At 72.1% G+C, this 15,606-nt stretch carries 13 protein-coding genes; 7 read left to right on the top strand and 6 right to left on the bottom strand.

The genetic code is table 11. The features are described from left to right. Window positions 1–143: 143 nt before the first annotated feature. From ADL29_RS21410 to ADL29_RS21400, 3 genes are all read left to right on the top strand, one after another. The gene (locus ADL29_RS21410; protein WP_053925227.1) at window positions 144–1,400 is read left to right on the top strand and encodes a glycosyltransferase family 4 protein; all 1,257 of its coding nucleotides are present in this window, start codon (window positions 144–146) and stop codon (window positions 1,398–1,400) included. Continuing rightward, window positions 1,397–2,392, top strand: coding sequence for a hypothetical protein (locus tag ADL29_RS21405; protein WP_245689564.1), 996 nt, complete (start codon window positions 1,397–1,399; stop codon window positions 2,390–2,392). Before ADL29_RS21410 ends, ADL29_RS21405 begins: the two co-directional genes overlap by 4 nt. A 411-nt stretch (window positions 2,393–2,803) precedes the next feature. After that, window positions 2,804–3,019, top strand: a complete 216-nt coding sequence (locus ADL29_RS21400; protein ID WP_053925226.1) for an I78 family peptidase inhibitor — start codon at window positions 2,804–2,806, stop codon at window positions 3,017–3,019. A gap of 106 nt (window positions 3,020–3,125) precedes the next feature. Here the strand turns inward: ADL29_RS21400 and ADL29_RS21395 are convergent, their stop codons facing one another. Next, window positions 3,126–4,163 (bottom strand): phosphatase PAP2 family protein, encoded by a 1,038-nt coding sequence (locus tag ADL29_RS21395; RefSeq protein ID WP_179954596.1) that lies wholly within the window; start codon window positions 4,161–4,163, stop codon window positions 3,126–3,128. Window positions 4,164–4,517: 354 nt separating this feature from the next. Then, entirely contained in the window at window positions 4,518–5,696 is a 1,179-nt protein-coding gene (locus ADL29_RS21390) for a hypothetical protein (RefSeq protein ID WP_053925225.1), read from the bottom strand. Window positions 5,697–5,943: 247 nt separating this feature from the next. Here ADL29_RS21390 and ADL29_RS21385 point away from each other — a divergent pair, with 247 nt between their 5' ends. Further along, entirely contained in the window at window positions 5,944–7,590 is a 1,647-nt protein-coding gene (locus ADL29_RS21385; protein WP_053925224.1) for an MFS transporter, read from the top strand. Between the two features lie 159 nt (window positions 7,591–7,749). Further along, window positions 7,750–8,955, top strand: a complete 1,206-nt coding sequence (locus tag ADL29_RS21380) for an acyl-CoA dehydrogenase family protein (RefSeq protein ID WP_053925223.1) — start codon at window positions 7,750–7,752, stop codon at window positions 8,953–8,955. Between the two features lie 120 nt (window positions 8,956–9,075). Here the strand turns inward: ADL29_RS21380 and ADL29_RS21375 are convergent, their stop codons facing one another. The 4 genes from ADL29_RS21375 to ADL29_RS21360 form a co-directional block, all read right to left on the bottom strand. Continuing rightward, on the bottom strand, window positions 9,076–9,525 hold the full coding sequence (locus ADL29_RS21375; protein ID WP_046928758.1) for a cell division protein SepF: 450 nt from the start codon (window positions 9,523–9,525) through the stop codon (window positions 9,076–9,078). A 374-nt stretch (window positions 9,526–9,899) separates the two neighbouring features. Then, entirely contained in the window at window positions 9,900–10,850 is a 951-nt protein-coding gene (locus ADL29_RS21370) for an ABC transporter substrate-binding protein (RefSeq protein ID WP_053925222.1), read from the bottom strand. Beyond that, window positions 10,847–11,341, bottom strand: a complete 495-nt coding sequence (locus tag ADL29_RS21365; protein WP_053925221.1) for a GNAT family N-acetyltransferase — start codon at window positions 11,339–11,341, stop codon at window positions 10,847–10,849. The genes ADL29_RS21370 and ADL29_RS21365 overlap by 4 nt, the downstream gene beginning before the upstream one ends. After that, entirely contained in the window at window positions 11,338–12,426 is a 1,089-nt protein-coding gene (locus ADL29_RS21360) for an LLM class flavin-dependent oxidoreductase (RefSeq protein WP_053925220.1), read from the bottom strand. Before ADL29_RS21360 ends, ADL29_RS21365 begins: the two co-directional genes overlap by 4 nt. 472 nt (window positions 12,427–12,898) lie before the next feature. On the opposite strand from ADL29_RS21360, the gene ADL29_RS21355 reads away from it, so the two are divergent. Then, window positions 12,899–13,774: an amino acid ABC transporter permease gene (locus ADL29_RS21355; protein ID WP_053925219.1), complete on the top strand. Its 876-nt coding sequence runs from the start codon at window positions 12,899–12,901 to the stop codon at window positions 13,772–13,774. Further along, window positions 13,771–15,597, top strand: coding sequence for an FAD/NAD(P)-binding protein (locus ADL29_RS21350; RefSeq protein ID WP_053925218.1), 1,827 nt, complete (start codon window positions 13,771–13,773; stop codon window positions 15,595–15,597). Before ADL29_RS21355 ends, ADL29_RS21350 begins: the two co-directional genes overlap by 4 nt. Window positions 15,598–15,606: the final 9 nt, after the last annotated feature.

The following is a 15,606-nucleotide window of genomic DNA, read 5'->3' as shown; positions in this document are numbered from 1 at the left end:
CTACCGATGCCCTAACTTTTTCGGAACAACTTGGCGATTGCCCCCAACCCGGAACTCCGTTCCGCCGTCTCCCCCTTCGGCAGTCGGACGGAAGACGCTGCAAGACGCAGGAAGACCGGGAAGAGCAGGGGACGCGGCGACGGATGCACATCTCATTCCTGATTCACAACGCGTACGGGATCGGGGGGACGATCCGGACGACGTTCAACCTGGCCCGCACGCTCGCCGAGCGGCACGACGTCGAGATCGTCTCCGTACTGCGCCACCGCGACACCCCCGTCTTCGACCTGGGCCCCGGTGTCGCGCTGCGGCATCTCGTCGACATGCGGGAGGACGGCCCCGGCTACGAGGGCGACGACCCCGCGCACCGGCGTCCCGCCAAGGTCTTCCCCGCCGCCGAGAACCGCTTCGCCCAGTACAGCGAGCTCACCGACCGCCGTATCGCCCAGCATCTGCGCCGTATCGAGGCGGATGTGGTGGTCGGCACCCGGCCCGGACTCAACGTCCACATCGCCAAGCAGGCCCGCCGCGGCCCGGTGCGCATCGGCCAGGAGCATCTGACCCTGGACACCCACCCCAGGGAGCTCAAGCTGGCGCTGCGCGGCGCCTATCCGCGCCTGGACGCGGTCACCACCGTCACCGAGGCCGACGCCCGCGCCTACCGCACCCTGCGGCTGCCCGGCGTCCGCGTCGAGGCGGTGCCCAACAGCGTGCCCGCCCCCGGCCTGCTGCCCGCCGACGGCAGCGGCAAGTGGGTCGTCGCGGCCGGCCGGCTGGCCCGGGTCAAGCGCTACGACGTCCTCATCCGCGCCTTCGCCCAGGTCGCCGAGCAGCGCCCCGACTGGCGGCTGCGGATCTACGGCGGCGGCGCCGAGAAGGCCGGGCTGCGCGCCCTGATAGACGAACTCGGCCTGTACAACCACGTCTTCCTGATGGGCCCGGCCAACCCCCTGGAGCCCGAGTGGGCCAAGGGCTCCATCGCCGCGGTCTCCTCCAGCCTCGAATCCTTCGGGATGACGATCGTGGAGGCCATGCGCTGCGGCCTCCCGGTGGTCGCCACCGACTGCCCGCACGGCCCCGGCGAGATCATCGAGGACGGGGTGGACGGCAGGCTGGTGCCGGTCGGCAAGCCCGCGGCGCTGGCCGCCGCGCTGCTGGACCTGATCAACGACGACGAAGCCCGCAAGCGGATGGGCCGCGCCGCGCTCGCTGCGTCCGTCCGCTTCGACCCCGCCATGGTCGCCGGACGCTATGAATCGCTTTTCGACGAGCTGCTCGCGCGCCGCCGGGGCCACCGCCTGCGCGGCACCTGGCACCGCACCCGGGGGGCGCTGCTCAGCGGCGCATACGCCACCAAGGACGCGGCACAGTCCGCGGTGAGAGGGGTACGGACGGCATGACCGCCTCGACACAGCTGCCCGCGACCCCGCCCGCGACGCCCGCCGAGTCCACGACGCCCACGACGCCCACGACGAAGGAGCATCCGGCCATCGATCAGGAACCCCAGGCTCCGGCAGCCGGCCCGGACCCTGCCCGGCGGCCGGACCCTGTGGAGCTGCGGGCCGACTGCATCGCCGACTCCGCGGGCGGCCTCACCTTCGACCTGAGCGCCCCCGAGGACACCCCCGCCTCCTGGAACGCCGCCCTGGTGCTGCGGCTGCGCGGCGGCGACGGCGCGGACGACGAGATCCGGCTGCCGCTGGGGCCGAACGGCTCCGGGCGGCTGCGCGCCGTCCTGCCCAGCACCGTCGCGCTCGCCGAGGGCCGCTGGAACGCCTACGCGGACCTGGGCGACGGCCGGAACCCGCAGCGCCTGCGGCCCGGCGTCAACGACCTGCGCTCCCTGGTGGACCGCCGCCCCCTGGCGGGCATCGGCCGGCTCGGCGTGCGCATCCCCTACGCCACCAAGTACGGCAATCTCGCGCTGCGCAGCTGGCTGCGCGGCCCGCACGCCGAGGCCGGCGACATCGTGGTGACGCCCGACGGCATGACGGTCTCCGGCCGCCTCTACGGCGCGTCTCCGGCGGCCGGTGCCGAGGCCGAGGCCCGCGCGCGCCGCAAGCCGCCGTCCACGGACGCCGGACGGGACCGTGTCACCGTCCCGCTGACCGTCGAGGGCCAGCACTTCCGCTTCACGCTGCCCTACGAGGAGCTGGCCGGCAGCTGGCGGCGCGGCAGCGAGCCGTGGGACCTGTGGCTGCGCCCCGCCGCGGACGCCCGTCCGGTGCGGATAGCCCGGCTCCTGGACGACGTGGCGGACAAGAAGCAGGTCTTCAGTTATCCCGCGCTCCCGGTGCGGGCCGCCGCCGCACAGGTCAGGGTCGGCCCGTACTACACCCTCGACAACGACCTTGCGGTACGGGTCGCCGGGCCGGAGGAGCCCGGGGAGTGACGTACGGCCCGGGAGCCGGGCGCCTTCGGGCGTCCGGCTCCCGGTGGCCGACGCCCGGGGCGATGTGCGGGAATTGTGTGCGGAATGTGTCCCGTCGGTCGATTTCCCGGTGTCCGGGAAATGGCCCCGGTATGGGGAATCCCGCTGCGGCACCGGTCGAATTTCCGGGCGCCGGTGTGATCCCCGGCGTTGTGCGGCCGCCTCGATTCACCGGTGATCAAGGCGGAATTCCGGCCGCTTTGTTTTCCACCCGGTTGCCGCAGCACACGGCACGTACGAGTGAGGAAAGTTACCGCAAACGGCGCAGTCCCGGCTGTGACACAAGTGTGACCAATGAAGGACCGGGCGGTCACCGGAGCCTGCGGAGGACGGGCCTTCCGCACATCGGTGCGGGCGCCTACGGTGGCTGTCATGGCACCCGTACCGGATCTCCCGAACGAACCCCAGGACGACATCGAGGCCTATGTGGGCCTCGCTCGACAGGACGCCGAGGAACGCGCCCGTGAGCGCGGCTGGGCCACTGTCCGGTCGCTGGCGCCGGGCACGATCATCACCATGGAATACCTCGTCGGCCGGCTCAATTTCGAGGTGAAGGACGGCCTGGTGCACCGCAGCTGGCAGGGCTGACGGACCGGCACACACGCCGAAGGCCCCGGCCGCTCCTCGAGGAGCGGCCGGGGCCTTCGGCGCGAGGCAGCGGGTGTGCGTACCGGCCCCGCGGCCTGTGGGACGGTCAGCCGGTCCCGTTGCGGCCGCGCCCGGAGGCGGGGCTCAGCGGCGTGGTGCGCGGGACGCGGTCCGCGTGCGGCGGCCGCCGGCTGCCCGCGGGCGTGACCGGGGAGCGCTCGGAGCGGATGGTGTAGGGGCGCGACGGGTGGTGCGGCCAGCCGTCCTGGGGGCGCCCGGTGGCGGAGCGGCCGACCGTGGCGGCGCCGATGGTCTCGCGGACGAGCACCTCGCCCTCGGGGGCGACGCGCTGCGGGGAGAGCCCCGGGACCAGCGCACCGGCCGGCAGCGGGCCGCGCAGCGAATCGGGGCGCAGCCGCAGCCAGAGCCGCAGGATGATGCCCATGAGCCGGTCCTCCACCCAGGTGATGCCGGGCTCCAGCCAGGGCATCGCGAGCAGCACCAGCAGGCCCGCGGCCCAGCCGAGCAGCACATCGCTGACCCAGTGCGTACCGAGGTAGACGGTGGTCATGCCGACGCCGAGCGCGCCGAGCGCGGCGATCACGGACAGCAGGCGGCGGCGCAGCGGGGTGGTCGCGATATAGGCGAGGACGCCCCAGGTGACCACGGCGTTCGCGGTGTGGCCCGACGGGAATATATCGCCGCCCAGCGCCATCTCATTGGCGCCGACCGTCGTCGCGTAGTGCGGCCCGAGGCGGCCCATGCCGAGCTTGGCGGCGCCCACCGTGATGTTCAGCAGCAGCAGCGAGGCGCCCAGCACCAGCAGCGGGTGGAGGTTGCGCTGGCGCCAGCAGCGCCAGCCCAGCCAGGCCGCCACCGCCACCGCGGTCGGGCCGCGCTGGCCCAGCACCACGAAGTAATCCAGGAAGGCATGGATTTCCGGCCATTGCTTGTAAGGCCGGAAGAACATGACCTGCCAGTCGAAGGTGACCAGCCATGAAGTGACCAGCACTCCGATCACGATCGCGAGGTACACCGCCAGCGTGCCGCCGAACAGCCACAGGCGGGTCCGGGTCATCGGAGGCGGTTGAACGCGATCGGTCGGGCGCTCCTCCATCTGGTCGAGCTTGTCATCGGTACGCACTCAATCGACGTTACCGCGTGTGATGTAGGTGCTTGGTCAAACTGTGCGCTTTGTAATGACGATGTGATGTGGAATGCGTCTCAAGCGGGTCGGCGGCTCCGGGATTTGACGGGGAATTCGGCGCGTTTCCGATTCCCCGGCGGACGTCCGCGTGTCGGCACTGCGAGTGTTTATCTGCTTTTCTGCGGAGGAGTTTATCCCCGATTTCCTCGGGCGTCGCGGGATGTTTTCCTTCGCGGGGGTTCACGGAGGGGGATCTTCCGGTCAGGCCGATGATCATGCCGCCGGGCGCCGTGCGTTCTCCTTCGCCGCTCTCCGACGTTCGTTCGCCGTCCGTCGTCCGTCGCGCTGCGTTCACGGCGGCCCGGACCCGTTCAGCCAGAACGCCCCGTAGACCGCCGAACCGGCCGCGACCAGCCCGACGACCAGCCACGCCCGCACCGGCCGCCACCTCGCGAGGCCCGCCGCGAGCGGCAGCAGCAGCGGATAGGCGGGCATCATCAGCCGCGGCTTGGAGCCGAAGTAGCCCCTGGCGGTCAGCGCCAGCAGCAGGACGACACCGCCGTAGACCGCGAGCGGCAACGGCTGGCCCCGCCGTACCCCATGGACGTAGAGCCAGATCACCAGCGCGACGCCGAGCGCGAGGCCGAGCCCGGCGGCGGGCGGCAGCTGCCACAGAAAGCGGGCGAAGGCGAGGCCGCCGTCGAAACCGTTGCCCCAGCCGCCCTGGACGTCCAGATATCCGGTGAAACTGCCCTCGTGCGCGCCCACCCACAGGAAAAAGCCGCACCAGCCGAGCGGGGCGAGCAGAACGCCCGGCAGTATGCCGCGGTGTGCACGGAGCGTGGCGCGTATCCCGTCGGCTCCGCCGTCCCGTTCGCGCCACATCGTCACCACGGCGGTGATCCACACGGCCGCCACGACCGCCACGCCCACCGGCCGGGTCAGCCCGGCGAGCGAGGCCAGCGCACCCGCCGCCACCCAGCGCCCGGTCAGGACGGCGTAGACGCCCCAGGCCGCGAGCGCGGTGAACAGCGACTCCGAGTACGCCATCGACTGCACGATCCCGACCGGCAGCGCGGCCCACAGCGCGGCCAGTGCCACCCCGGCCCGCGGGCCGTGCACCCGCTCACCGGTCGCATACAGCGCCCAGGCCGCGGCCAGCGACGCAAGCCATGCCACCACCATCCCGGCGTCCGCGGGCGACAGCGGCGAGACGGCCGCCAGCCCGCGCTCGAGCCAGGGCAGCAGCGGAAAGAACGCCAGACTGGAGTGCACATCGCCGTTGGCCAGCTGGACGGTGTAGCCGTAGCCCTGCTCGGCGACCCGGGTGTACCAGAGCGAGTCCCAACGGGCGGTCAGCAGCGTGTGCCAGTCCTTGCCGTCGGCCGCCGACCACAGGGCGAGCACCGTCACGCCCAGCAGCCGGATCGCCGCATACGCCGCCAGCGCGGGTGCGGCACGGCGCAGCGCGGCCGGTAAGGCGTCGCTGCGGTTCCGGCCGGGAACTGCGGCGGGGGCAAGATCGTTCATCCGGACGATTATCGACGATGATCCGGGTGGCCGAAGAACGACTGTCCGTGGTGGACGGGGCGTACCAGGGGGAACGCCGGGCGCTGCGACGAGCGTCTCACCGTGAGGTGGGCCACGCGGCACGCTGGGTGACTCGCGTAGTCTGACGTCTCAACTCGCCCGTGCCGCCGGTTCCCTCCGGGGTGTTGTCGCGCCCCGATCCCCGGCCGCGAGAGCATGAGCGCGTGCGCATGACAGGAGGAACTGCATGTCCGGGACGACCACGTCCGGCAGTGGACGGACGACTGGTGTGACCCGGCTTGCCCGCGGCGGCGCCAACCGCTGGACCGTGCTGATCGTCCTCTGCGTCAGCCTGCTCTTCGTCGCGCTGGACACCACGATCCTCTACGTGGCGGTGCCCTCCGTCACCGAGGACCTGCGGCCCGGCCCGGTGGAGCTCCTGTGGATCGTCGACGTCTATCCGCTGATAGCGGCCTCGTTGCTGATCCTCTTCGGCACACTCGGCGACCGCGTCGGCCGCCGCCGCATCCTCCTCCTCGGCTACGGGCTCTTCGGAGTGGCCTCGGCCGCCGCCGCGCTGGCGACCGATCCGCCGATCCTGATGGCGGCGCGTGCGCTGCTCGGTATCGGCGGCGCGATGATCATGCCCGCGACGCTGTCGATCCTGCGCCAGGTCTTCCCCGACCGGCGCGAGCGCGCGGTGGCGATCGGCGTCTGGAGCGCGGTGGCCGCGGTCGGCGCCGCCATCGGGCCGGTCCTCGGCGGCTTCCTCGTCGAGAACTTCTGGTGGGGTTCGGTCTTCCTCATCAACATCCCGATGATGACCGCGATGCTCCTGATAGGACGCTGGCTGCTGCCGGAGTCGCGGGGCGAGCGCAACGGTCCCTGGGACGTGGTCGGCGCGGTCGTCGCGGCGCTCGGGGTGCTGGGCATCGTCCTCGGCGTCAAGCGCATCGGCGGCGGCACGGCCGTGCTGAGCGCCGGCACACTCGGGCCGATCGTCGCCGGCACGCTGCTGCTGATCCTCTTCGTACGCCGGCAGTACCGCCGCAAGCACCCGCTGATCGATATGCGGCTGTTCGCCCGGCCCGCCTTCGGCACCTCCGTCGGCTGCATCGTGCTGGCCATGCTCGCCCTGGTGGGCCTGCAGCTGATCGCCGTCCAGTACATGCAGCTCGTCCTCGGGCTGAGCCCCCTGGAGACCGGCGTGCGGATGCTGCCGCTGGTGTTCTCCGCCATGGCCGCGGGCCTGACCGGCTCGAAGATGCTGCAGGCCCTCGGCCCGCGCGCGATGGTCTCCCTCGGCTTCACCCTGACCGCGGTCGCGGTGCTGTGCCTGCTGATGATGAGCAAGGAGGACCGCGTCTGGCTGCTGGCCCTGGGCTTCGTCCTGCTCGGCTTCGGCTTCCAGTCCACGCTGTTCGGCGCCTACGAGTCCATGCTCAGCGAGGCGCCTGCCGAACAGGCCGGGGGCGCCGCCGCCCTCGGCGAGACCTCCTACCAGCTCGGTGCGGGCATCGGCGTCGCCCTGCTCGGCAGCGTCATGAACGCCGCCTACGCGCCGGGCCTCGCACATGTGCAGGGTGTGCCCGGCCGCGCCTCCGCCGCGGCGTCGCATTCGCTCGGCGAGGCGTACAAGGTGGCCGCCGACCTCGGTGACTCCGCGAAGAACGCGCTGCGCGTGGCCGCCCGGGACTCCTTCATCCACGGGCTGCATGTCACCCTCATCGCCAGCGCCGTACTGCTGCTGACCGGTGCGGGCATCGCGCTGCGCCTGCCGCGCCGGGCCGCGGAATCCACCGAGCGCGCCGAGGGCGAGGCGGCCGCCGCGGGCGAGCACGCCACCGGCCCCGGCCGCGACAGCGAGCCCGCCCCCGCCGCGTCCACCCGCTGACCTCGGCCGTTCCCGTACCCCGCCGTGCCGGCCCTTGCCCGGCCGGCGGCGGGCCCGTACCGTCGGGCGGGTGTAACTACCACCGCTAGTTTTACCTGACTACCGCTGTGAGTTTTACGCTCCCGCCACGCGCGAGCGCTGAACCTGCCGGAGGCCCGCATGCCCGCAACGCCGTCCTCAGCTTCCCCGTCGGTCCCGCCGTTCGATCCCGGTGACCCGCTGGGCATCGACGATCTGCTCACCGACGAGGACCGCGCGGTCCGCGGCACCGTCCGCCAGTGGGCCGCCGACCGCGTCCTGCCGCAGATCGCGCAGTGGTACGAGGACGGCGAACTGCCCGGCATCCGCGAACTGGCCCGCGAGCTCGGCTCGATCGGCGCCCTCGGCATGTCCCTCACCGGCTACGGCTGCGCCGGCGCCTCCGCCGTCCAGTACGGCCTGGCCTGCCTGGAGCTGGAGGCCGCCGACTCCGGCATCCGCTCCCTGGTGTCCGTCCAGGGCTCGCTCGCCATGTACGCGATCTGGCGCTTCGGCTCCGAGGAGCAGAAGCAGCGGTGGCTGCCGGGCATGGCCGCGGGCGAGATCATCGGCTGCTTCGGCCTGACCGAGCCGGACCACGGCTCGGACCCCGCCGGTATGCGCACCTACGCCAAGAAGGACGGCGGGGACTGGGTGCTCAACGGCCGCAAGATGTGGATCACCAATGGCTCGGTGGCCGGTGTCGCGGTGGTCTGGGCCCGTACCGACGACGGCATCCGCGGCTTCGCCGTCCCCACCGACACCCCCGGATTCTCGGCCCCCGAGATCCGGCACAAGTGGTCCCTGCGCGCCTCGGTCACCAGCGAACTCGTCATGGACGACGTACGGCTGCCCGCCGATGCCGTACTCCCCGAGGTCACCGGGCTGCGCGGTCCGCTGAGCTGTCTGAGCCACGCCCGGTACGGCATCGTCTGGGGCTCCATGGGGGCCGCCCGGTCCAGCTTCGAGGCGGCACTGGACTACGCGAAGCACCGCGAGCAGTTCGGCAGGCCCATCGGCGGCTTCCAGCTCACCCAGGCCAAGCTCGCCGATATGGCCGTCGAGCTGCACAAGGGAATTCTGCTGGCCCATCACCTGGGGCTGCGGATGGACGCGGGACGGCTGCGCCCCGAGCAGGTCAGCTTCGGCAAGCTGAACAACGTCCGTGAGGCCATCGAGATCTGCCGCACCGCCCGCACGATCCTGGGCGCCAACGGGATCTCGCTGGAGTACCCCGTCATGCGGCATGCCACCAATCTCGAATCGGTGCTGACCTACGAGGGCACCGTCGAGATGCATCAGCTGGTGCTGGGGAAGGCGCTCACCGGGCTCGACGCGTTCCGGTGAGACGCTCGGGGCCCTGGGCGTGGTGTCCCCTAGGGGGCGTTCGAACAGATCCCCTAGGGGATGCGAGCGCCCCCTGCGGGTCCACAACGCGGTGGGGCAGGGGGGTATTCCGGGTCCCGGTCAGCTCTGGTTGAAGAAGCCGCCGTTGCGGTGGCCTTCCTGGCCGCCGCTCACCACCTTGTAGGCGGGCGGGGTGAGCAGGAACACCCGGGTGGCCACGCGGTCGATCGAGCCGCGCAGGCCGAAGATCAGGCCCGCGCAGAAGTCCACCACGCGCTTGGCGTCGGCGGGGTCCATGGCGGTCAGGTTGACGATCACCGGGACGCCGTCGCGGAAGAGCTCGCCGATTCCCCGGGCGTCGCCGAATCCCTCCGGGGTGACCGTGGCGATACGGGTGCCCTGGTCGTGCGCGGTCCGCCCGGCCACCTGTACCCGGGGGTCGGTCACCCAGGGCTCGCCGGCCGGGGCGGCGGACTCGGGTCCCTCGGCGTAGTCGTCGTCGTAGTAGCGCTCGTCATCGTTGTCGTCGACGAGGCCAAGCCAGGCACTCGCCTTGCGCACCGATCCCATTGACGCCTCCTCTCACCCGCGATGGTGTTCCGTCTTTCCGTGTTCCGACCCCTATCGTCGTGCATGATGCGGAGGGTGTGCCAAGTGGATAGCCGCCGCACGGGGGGTTCGTGACACATCTGGTGCAAAGAGGGTGGCGTGTCGTCAGTTCGTGCGCCCCTGCAAGAAACTGACAGTGCGATGGACATCACGGTCGGTACCTGACCGTAGATGTCGACAAGTGGTCATGAAACCCGGGCCCAGCCCGGAGGCCGGTTCCGGCGGACCGGTGGCCGGGTGACTGGCCCATTGGAGGGTGGCTGACGCGGCAGCAGATTCCCTTCTGTGTCCCGCGGAACGCCTCCGAGGGCTCCGCCGGCCGTGCCCGCCCCGGCTCACCCGGTCTCGGGCGGGCTGATCCGCGCCTCCTTGATCGCCGAGGCGCCGGTGCCCCACTTCTTCAGGATCCGGTCGTAACTCCCGTCCTTCTCCAACCGGTTGACGGCGGCCCGGAAGGCGGGTGCCAGCGGCGTCCCCTTCTTGAACGCGAAGCCGACGTCCAGCCGCTTGAACTCGTTGAGGAACCGCAGCCCCGGCTGCTGCTTCACCGCGTAGCGCAGCCCGTTGATGGTGCTCATCACCACATCGCTGCGCCCCTGTTGCAGGGAGATCCACAGCGGGCCCTGATCGGCGTAGGTCTTCACGTCGTACGGCTTCTTCCCCGCGTCCTTGCAGAGGTGCGCGTTCTCCTCCAGCGTGGCCTCGAAGGTGGTGCCGGCGCCGGTGGCGACCGTCAGCCCGCACAGCTGCGCCAGCGAGGTGACCTTCTTCAGGGGGCTGTCCTTGCGTGCCGCGAACCCCTGGCCGTCATTGATGTAGGTGACGAAGTCGAGGGTTCTGCGGCGCTCGTCGGTGACGCCGAAGTTGCCGGTGCCCACGTCGTACTTGCCGCTGCCGAGCGCGGGCAGGATCGCCTCGAAGCTCGCCACCTCGCGCCGGATCCGGATGCCGAGGACCCTGCCCACCGCATCCGCGAAGTCGATGTCCTGGCCGGCCAGGGTCCTGCCGTCGGCCAGGTAGGCGGAGCCGGGCGGGGTGCCGACGCTGGCGGCGAGGGAGAGGGTGCCCCGTTTGCGGACGTCCGCGGGGAGCAGCCCGGCGGCGGCCCGGTCCTTCTTGATGTCCGAGACCACGTCCGTGGTGGGGATCCCGGCCGCCTTCGGGCCCGCCGCCCCCGCCGGGGCGTCCGCCGGGTCGCCCGAGCCGCAGGCGGTGAGCGCCAGCGCCGCGGTGGTGAGGAAGGCGGCGGTGCGCAGCGCGGCGGTGCGGGGCGTGGTTCCGGTCATGGGCGCGGGGTCTCCAGATGCTTTTCGAAGGGCAGCGGGCCGATGGATTCCGGGGCGGCGGTCAGGTCGAACAGCGGGTGGTAGCCCGCGGCCAGATAGAGGCCCTTCGCCTCCGGCTGCCGGGGCCCGGTCGTCAGATGGATGCGGGTGTAGCCGTGGGCCGCGGCCTCCCGCTCCAGGACGTCGAGCACCCGCCGGGCCAGGCCGCGCCGGCGGTGCGCGGAGTGCGTCCAGATCCGTTTGAGCTCGGCGGTGGCCGCGTCATAGCGCCGGTAGGCGCCCCCGGCGACGGGCTCGCCGTCCTCCAGCAGCAGCAGGAACGCGCCGCCCCTGGCCCGGGTGAACTCGTCGGCGGGGTACTCCAGGCCGAGGTCGACGGGCCTGTCGTACCGGGTGCTGTATTCGTGGGTCAGCTCGTCCAGCAGAGGGCGGGCGAGCGGGTCGGTGACGGTGGTGTGCAGCACCGTCGGCCCGGTGGCCGGCAGAGTCATCGGACCCCCTCTCCGGCGAGCGGCGGCAGGGCGGGAGCGGGGGCGGCCGGCCAGGGCAGCTGGTCGGGCAGTTCCGCGCGCAGCTGCGGCAGCACCTCGGCGGCGGTGAGCCGCAGCACCTCGGCCTTGCGGTGGAAGGGCAGCCCGGCGCTCTCCACCGAGAAGAACTGCAGCGTGTGGCCGTAGGCGTGGTGCTGCTCGAGGATCTTGTCGGTGATCCGCCGCGGGGAGCCGACGAGCACCGGGCCGTGGTCGGCGGCGTCGTCCAGGGTCCGGAACGGGGTGTTGTTCCCGGGGACGTCGCGGGCGGCGACGGCCGTTTCGTAGTACGGCGCGAACTCGCGGCGGGCGGTGTGGTCGTCGGGCGCGGCGTAGAGGATGCCGCCGGAGCCGACCACCGCGGCGGAGGGATCGTGCCCGTAGTCCTCCCAGCGGGCGCGGTAGTGGTCGATCAGCTTGGCGTAATTGGCCACCGGCTGAACGGCGTTGGCGGCGAAGACCGGATCGCCCCACAGCGCGGCCAGCTCCACCGAGCGTTCGCTGGTGGCGCTGCCGTGCCAGATGGTGGGCGGCTGCTGATACGGGCGGGGGAGCGCGGTCGCCTCCTTCAGCGGCGGCCGGAACCGGCCGGACCAGGTGACCTTCTCCTCACTCCACAGCCGCCGCAGCAGCTCGTAGTTCTCCTCCTGGAGCGCGTACTGGTCGGCCACCTCACGGCCGAAGAGCTGCCAGGGCTCGGGGGCGTTGCCCTTGCCGATGGTCAGCTCCAGCCGGCCGCCGGAGAGCTGGTCGACGGTGGCGTAGTCCTCGGCGACCCGTACCGGATCGAGGGTGGAGATCACCGTGACGGTGGTGAACAGCCGGATGCGATGCGTACGGGCGGCGATCGCGCCCAGCACCGCCGGCGGCGAGCTGGACAGGAACGGCGGGCCGTGTCGCTCCCCGACACCGAACGCATCGAAGCCCAACTCCTCGGCCAGTACGGCGAGTTCGACGACCTCGCGGAGGCGTTCGGAGGGGGAGAGGAGGTGCCCGGACAGGGCGTCCGGGACGTTGTCGATCAAGGTCATGACGCCGAAGCGCATACCGCGCCCTTCTCTGAGCGGGCCGACGGAAAAGGTACGAGCGAGGGGAGGGTGCGCCGGACGGCGGCGCGAAGTGTGAAGGCGCGCGGCTGACGAAAGAGGAAGAACCGCGAAACGGCCCGCTTCAGGGACGGCGGGCTGCAGGGCAGGGGGTCAGCTCAACAGGACGACGACCACACACGACCGAAGTCGATGTGGTCCCGGGTGACCAGCCGCTGCCGTGGGTGCATGCGGCCAAGTGGAGCAGGCATCCGTTTCCGCGTCAACTGCATGCCGGGGCACTGTCCACAATGTGGACAACGGTCTGGATGGCCTTGACAGCGCGCCGTGTTCGCCGCTTAGCCTCAAGAACCGGTTCGTGCTGAGGGGCGCGGCCCGCCGCATTCCGCGTCATGCATTCCGCATCACGCGCTCTGCCTGTGTGAAGGCGCTCAACTCCCGTGTTCGATCACGGTATCCACGGAGCCTTCGCATGTCCCTGGCAGACCCAGCCTCCGACACCCTCGCCGAACCGGTCCCGGCCCCGCCCGGCCGGACGGACGCACCCACCGCCCCGCGCATCGTGCCGCGCCGCCGCACCGGGCAGTGGACCGCGGCCGTCGCCGTCCTCGTCCTGCTGACGCCGGCCGCCCTCTCCGTCGTCCGCAACGACGCCTTCCAATGGGACGTCGTCGCCGACTACTTCCTGACCACCGCCGTACTGCGTGGCCTGGGCCTCACCCTCTGGCTGACCGCCGTCGTCATGGCGCTCGGCTTCGCCCTGGGCACCCTGCTCGCCACGATGCGGCTGTCCGCCAACCCCGTGCTGCGCGGCGTCAGCTGGGGCTATGTCTGGCTCTTCCGGTCGACGCCGATCCTGGTGCAGCTGCTGTTCTGGTTCAACATCGGGGCGTTGTACCCGACGGTCCTCGGCATCAGGACCGTCAATCTGCTGAGCCCGGTCGCCGTCGCCGTCATCGGCCTCACCCTGCACGAGGCCGCCTACGCCACCGAGGTCGTCCGCGGCGGCATCCTCTCCGTCGAGAGGGGCCAGCTGGAGGCCGCCCAGTCGCTGGGCCTCGGCGCGCGTCGGCGGCTGCGCCGGATCGTGCTGCCGCAGGCGATGCGGGCGATCGTGCCGCCGGCCGGAAACATGCTGATCGGCACCCTCAAGGGCACCTCCATCGTCAGCGTCATCGCCGTCCAGGACCTGCTCTACTCCGTCCAGCTGGTCTACCACCGCACCTACCAGGTCATCCCGCTGCTGCTGGTCGCCACCCTCTGGTACGTCCTGGTCACCTCGGTGCTCGGCGTCGGGCAGCACTACCTCGAGCGGCACTACGCCCGCGGGACGGCCGGTGCCCGGTGACCCCCGCCCGCCCCTCCGTGGTGATCGTCGGCGCCGGGCCCCGGGGCACCGGGCTGGTCGAGCGGCTCGCCGCCAACGCCCCCGAGCTGTACCCCGACCGGCCCCTTGACCTGCACCTTGTCGACCCGTACCCGCCCGGCGGCGGCCGCATCTGGCGCGCCGACCAGTCGTTGCTGCTATGGATGAACTCCACCGCGGAGGACGTCACCATGTTCACCGACGAGAGTGTGGAGATGGCGGGTCCGGTCCGGCCGGGCCCCACCTTCGCCGAGTGGTCCGGCGCCGACGGGCAGACCTTCCCCGGCCGGCGGGAACAGGGCGCCTATCTGAGCTGGGTCTACGAGCAGTCGGTGGCCGCCCTGCCGCCGCGCATCGCCGTCCACGAGCACCGCCGCAGGGCCGTACGCGTCACCGGTCCGCGCGACGGCCGCCAGGAGGTGTGGCTGGAGGGCCGTCCCGCACCGCTCGCCGCCGATCTGGTGGTGCTGACCCTGGGGCACCTGGAATCCGAACTACCGCCGGAACAACGGGAGTTGAGCGACTTCGCCGCCCGTCACGGCCTGACCCACCTGCCGCCCGCCTTCACCGCCGACGCCGATCTGAGCGCGCTCCGGCCGGGCGAGCCGGTCCTCGTACGCGGCTTCGGTCTGGCCTTCATCGATCTGATGGTGCTGCTGACCGAGGGGCGCGGCGGTACGTACGCCACCGGGGCCGACGGCCGGCTGGTCTACCGGCCCTCGGGCCGCGAGCCGGTCCTGCACGTCGGCTCGCGGCGCGGCGTCCCGTACCACTCCAAGATCGGCTACGAGCCGGCCGGCGAACGGCCGCCGGTGCCGCGCTTCTTCGGCCCGGAGCAGGTCGACGCGCTGCTCGCACGGCCCGGCGGGCCCGACTTCCGGCGCGACGTCTGGCCGCTGATCGACAAGGAGCTGGGCTTCGCCCACTACCACCGGCTGTTCACCGCCCACCGCGAGCGCACCCGGATGAACTGGCCGGACTTCGAGGAGAAGTACGCCGCCGCCGACCCCGGCAGCGCCGCGCTCCAGGCCCTGGTCGGCACCGCAGTCCCGGACCCCGCCGACCGCTTCGACCCGGCGGCCCTGGACCATCCGCTGGCCGGTGTCCGCTACCCCGACGGCGAGGCCCTGCAAGAGGGGTTGCGCGGCTACATCGAGGCCGACCTCGCGCGCCGCCACGACCCCGCGTACAGCCCCGACCTGGCGGTCTTCCTTGCGCTGCTGTCGGTCTACGGCCAGCTGATCCGGATCGGCGACCGCGGCCCCTGGTGGCACGGCTTCTTCAGCTATCTCGCCTCCGGGCCGCCGGGACCGCGGCTGCGGCAGCTTCTCGCGCTCTCCCGGGCCGGTGTGGTGCGCTTCCTCGGCGCCGACCTCACCGTCACCGCCGACGAGCGGCGCGGGCTGTTCCGCGCCGAGAGCGCCACCGTGCCCAGGGAGCCGGTCGAGGCCCGGGCGCTGGTGGAGGCGCGGCTTCCCGAGCCGACCGTCGCGCACACTCGGGACGCCCTGCTGCGGTCGCTGCACACCGACGGCGCGGCCGCCACCCCCGCCGGACTGCTGGCCGTGGCACCCGCCGACGGCCGGATCCTGGACCGCTCCGGCCGCCCGCACCCGCGCCGCTTCGCCCTCGGCCCGGGCACCGACGCCCGCGCCGCCGGTGCCTTCGCCCGCCCCCGTACCAACGCCCCCGCCTTCCGGCAGAACGACGCCACCGCCCGCGCCCTGCTCACCTTCCTCCGGGACCACGCCACCCCGTCCGCCCTCGCCCTCACCCCCAAGGAACCCCGTGTCGCTGACCACTGATCACCCCGT

Source organism: Streptomyces chattanoogensis, assembly GCF_001294335.1.
GTDB classification, from domain to species: domain Bacteria; phylum Actinomycetota; class Actinomycetes; order Streptomycetales; family Streptomycetaceae; genus Streptomyces; species Streptomyces chattanoogensis.
This window is presented reverse-complemented; position numbering and strand designations above follow the sequence as displayed.

Bases quoted from the DNA above. Each gene is read 5' to 3' on its own strand.
- ADL29_RS21385 (WP_053925224.1), top strand. From the start codon at position 5,944: ATGTCCGGGACGACCACGTCCGGCAGTGGACGGACGACTGGTGTGACC.
- ADL29_RS21370 (WP_053925222.1), bottom strand. From the start codon at position 10,850: ATGACCGGAACCACGCCCCGCACCGCCGCGCTGCGCACCGCCGCCTTC.
- ADL29_RS21405 (WP_245689564.1), top strand. From the start codon at position 1,397: ATGACCGCCTCGACACAGCTGCCCGCGACCCCGCCCGCGACGCCCGCC.
- ADL29_RS21360 (WP_053925220.1), bottom strand. From the start codon at position 12,426: ATGCGCTTCGGCGTCATGACCTTGATCGACAACGTCCCGGACGCCCTG.
- ADL29_RS21400 (WP_053925226.1), top strand. From the start codon at position 2,804: ATGGCACCCGTACCGGATCTCCCGAACGAACCCCAGGACGACATCGAG.
- ADL29_RS21380 (WP_053925223.1), top strand. From the start codon at position 7,750: ATGCCCGCAACGCCGTCCTCAGCTTCCCCGTCGGTCCCGCCGTTCGAT.
- ADL29_RS21390 (WP_053925225.1), bottom strand. From the start codon at position 5,696: ATGAACGATCTTGCCCCCGCCGCAGTTCCCGGCCGGAACCGCAGCGAC.
- ADL29_RS21375 (WP_046928758.1), bottom strand. From the start codon at position 9,525: ATGGGATCGGTGCGCAAGGCGAGTGCCTGGCTTGGCCTCGTCGACGAC.
- ADL29_RS21355 (WP_053925219.1), top strand. From the start codon at position 12,899: ATGTCCCTGGCAGACCCAGCCTCCGACACCCTCGCCGAACCGGTCCCG.
- ADL29_RS21365 (WP_053925221.1), bottom strand. From the start codon at position 11,341: ATGACTCTGCCGGCCACCGGGCCGACGGTGCTGCACACCACCGTCACC.
- ADL29_RS21410 (WP_053925227.1), top strand. From the start codon at position 144: ATGCACATCTCATTCCTGATTCACAACGCGTACGGGATCGGGGGGACG.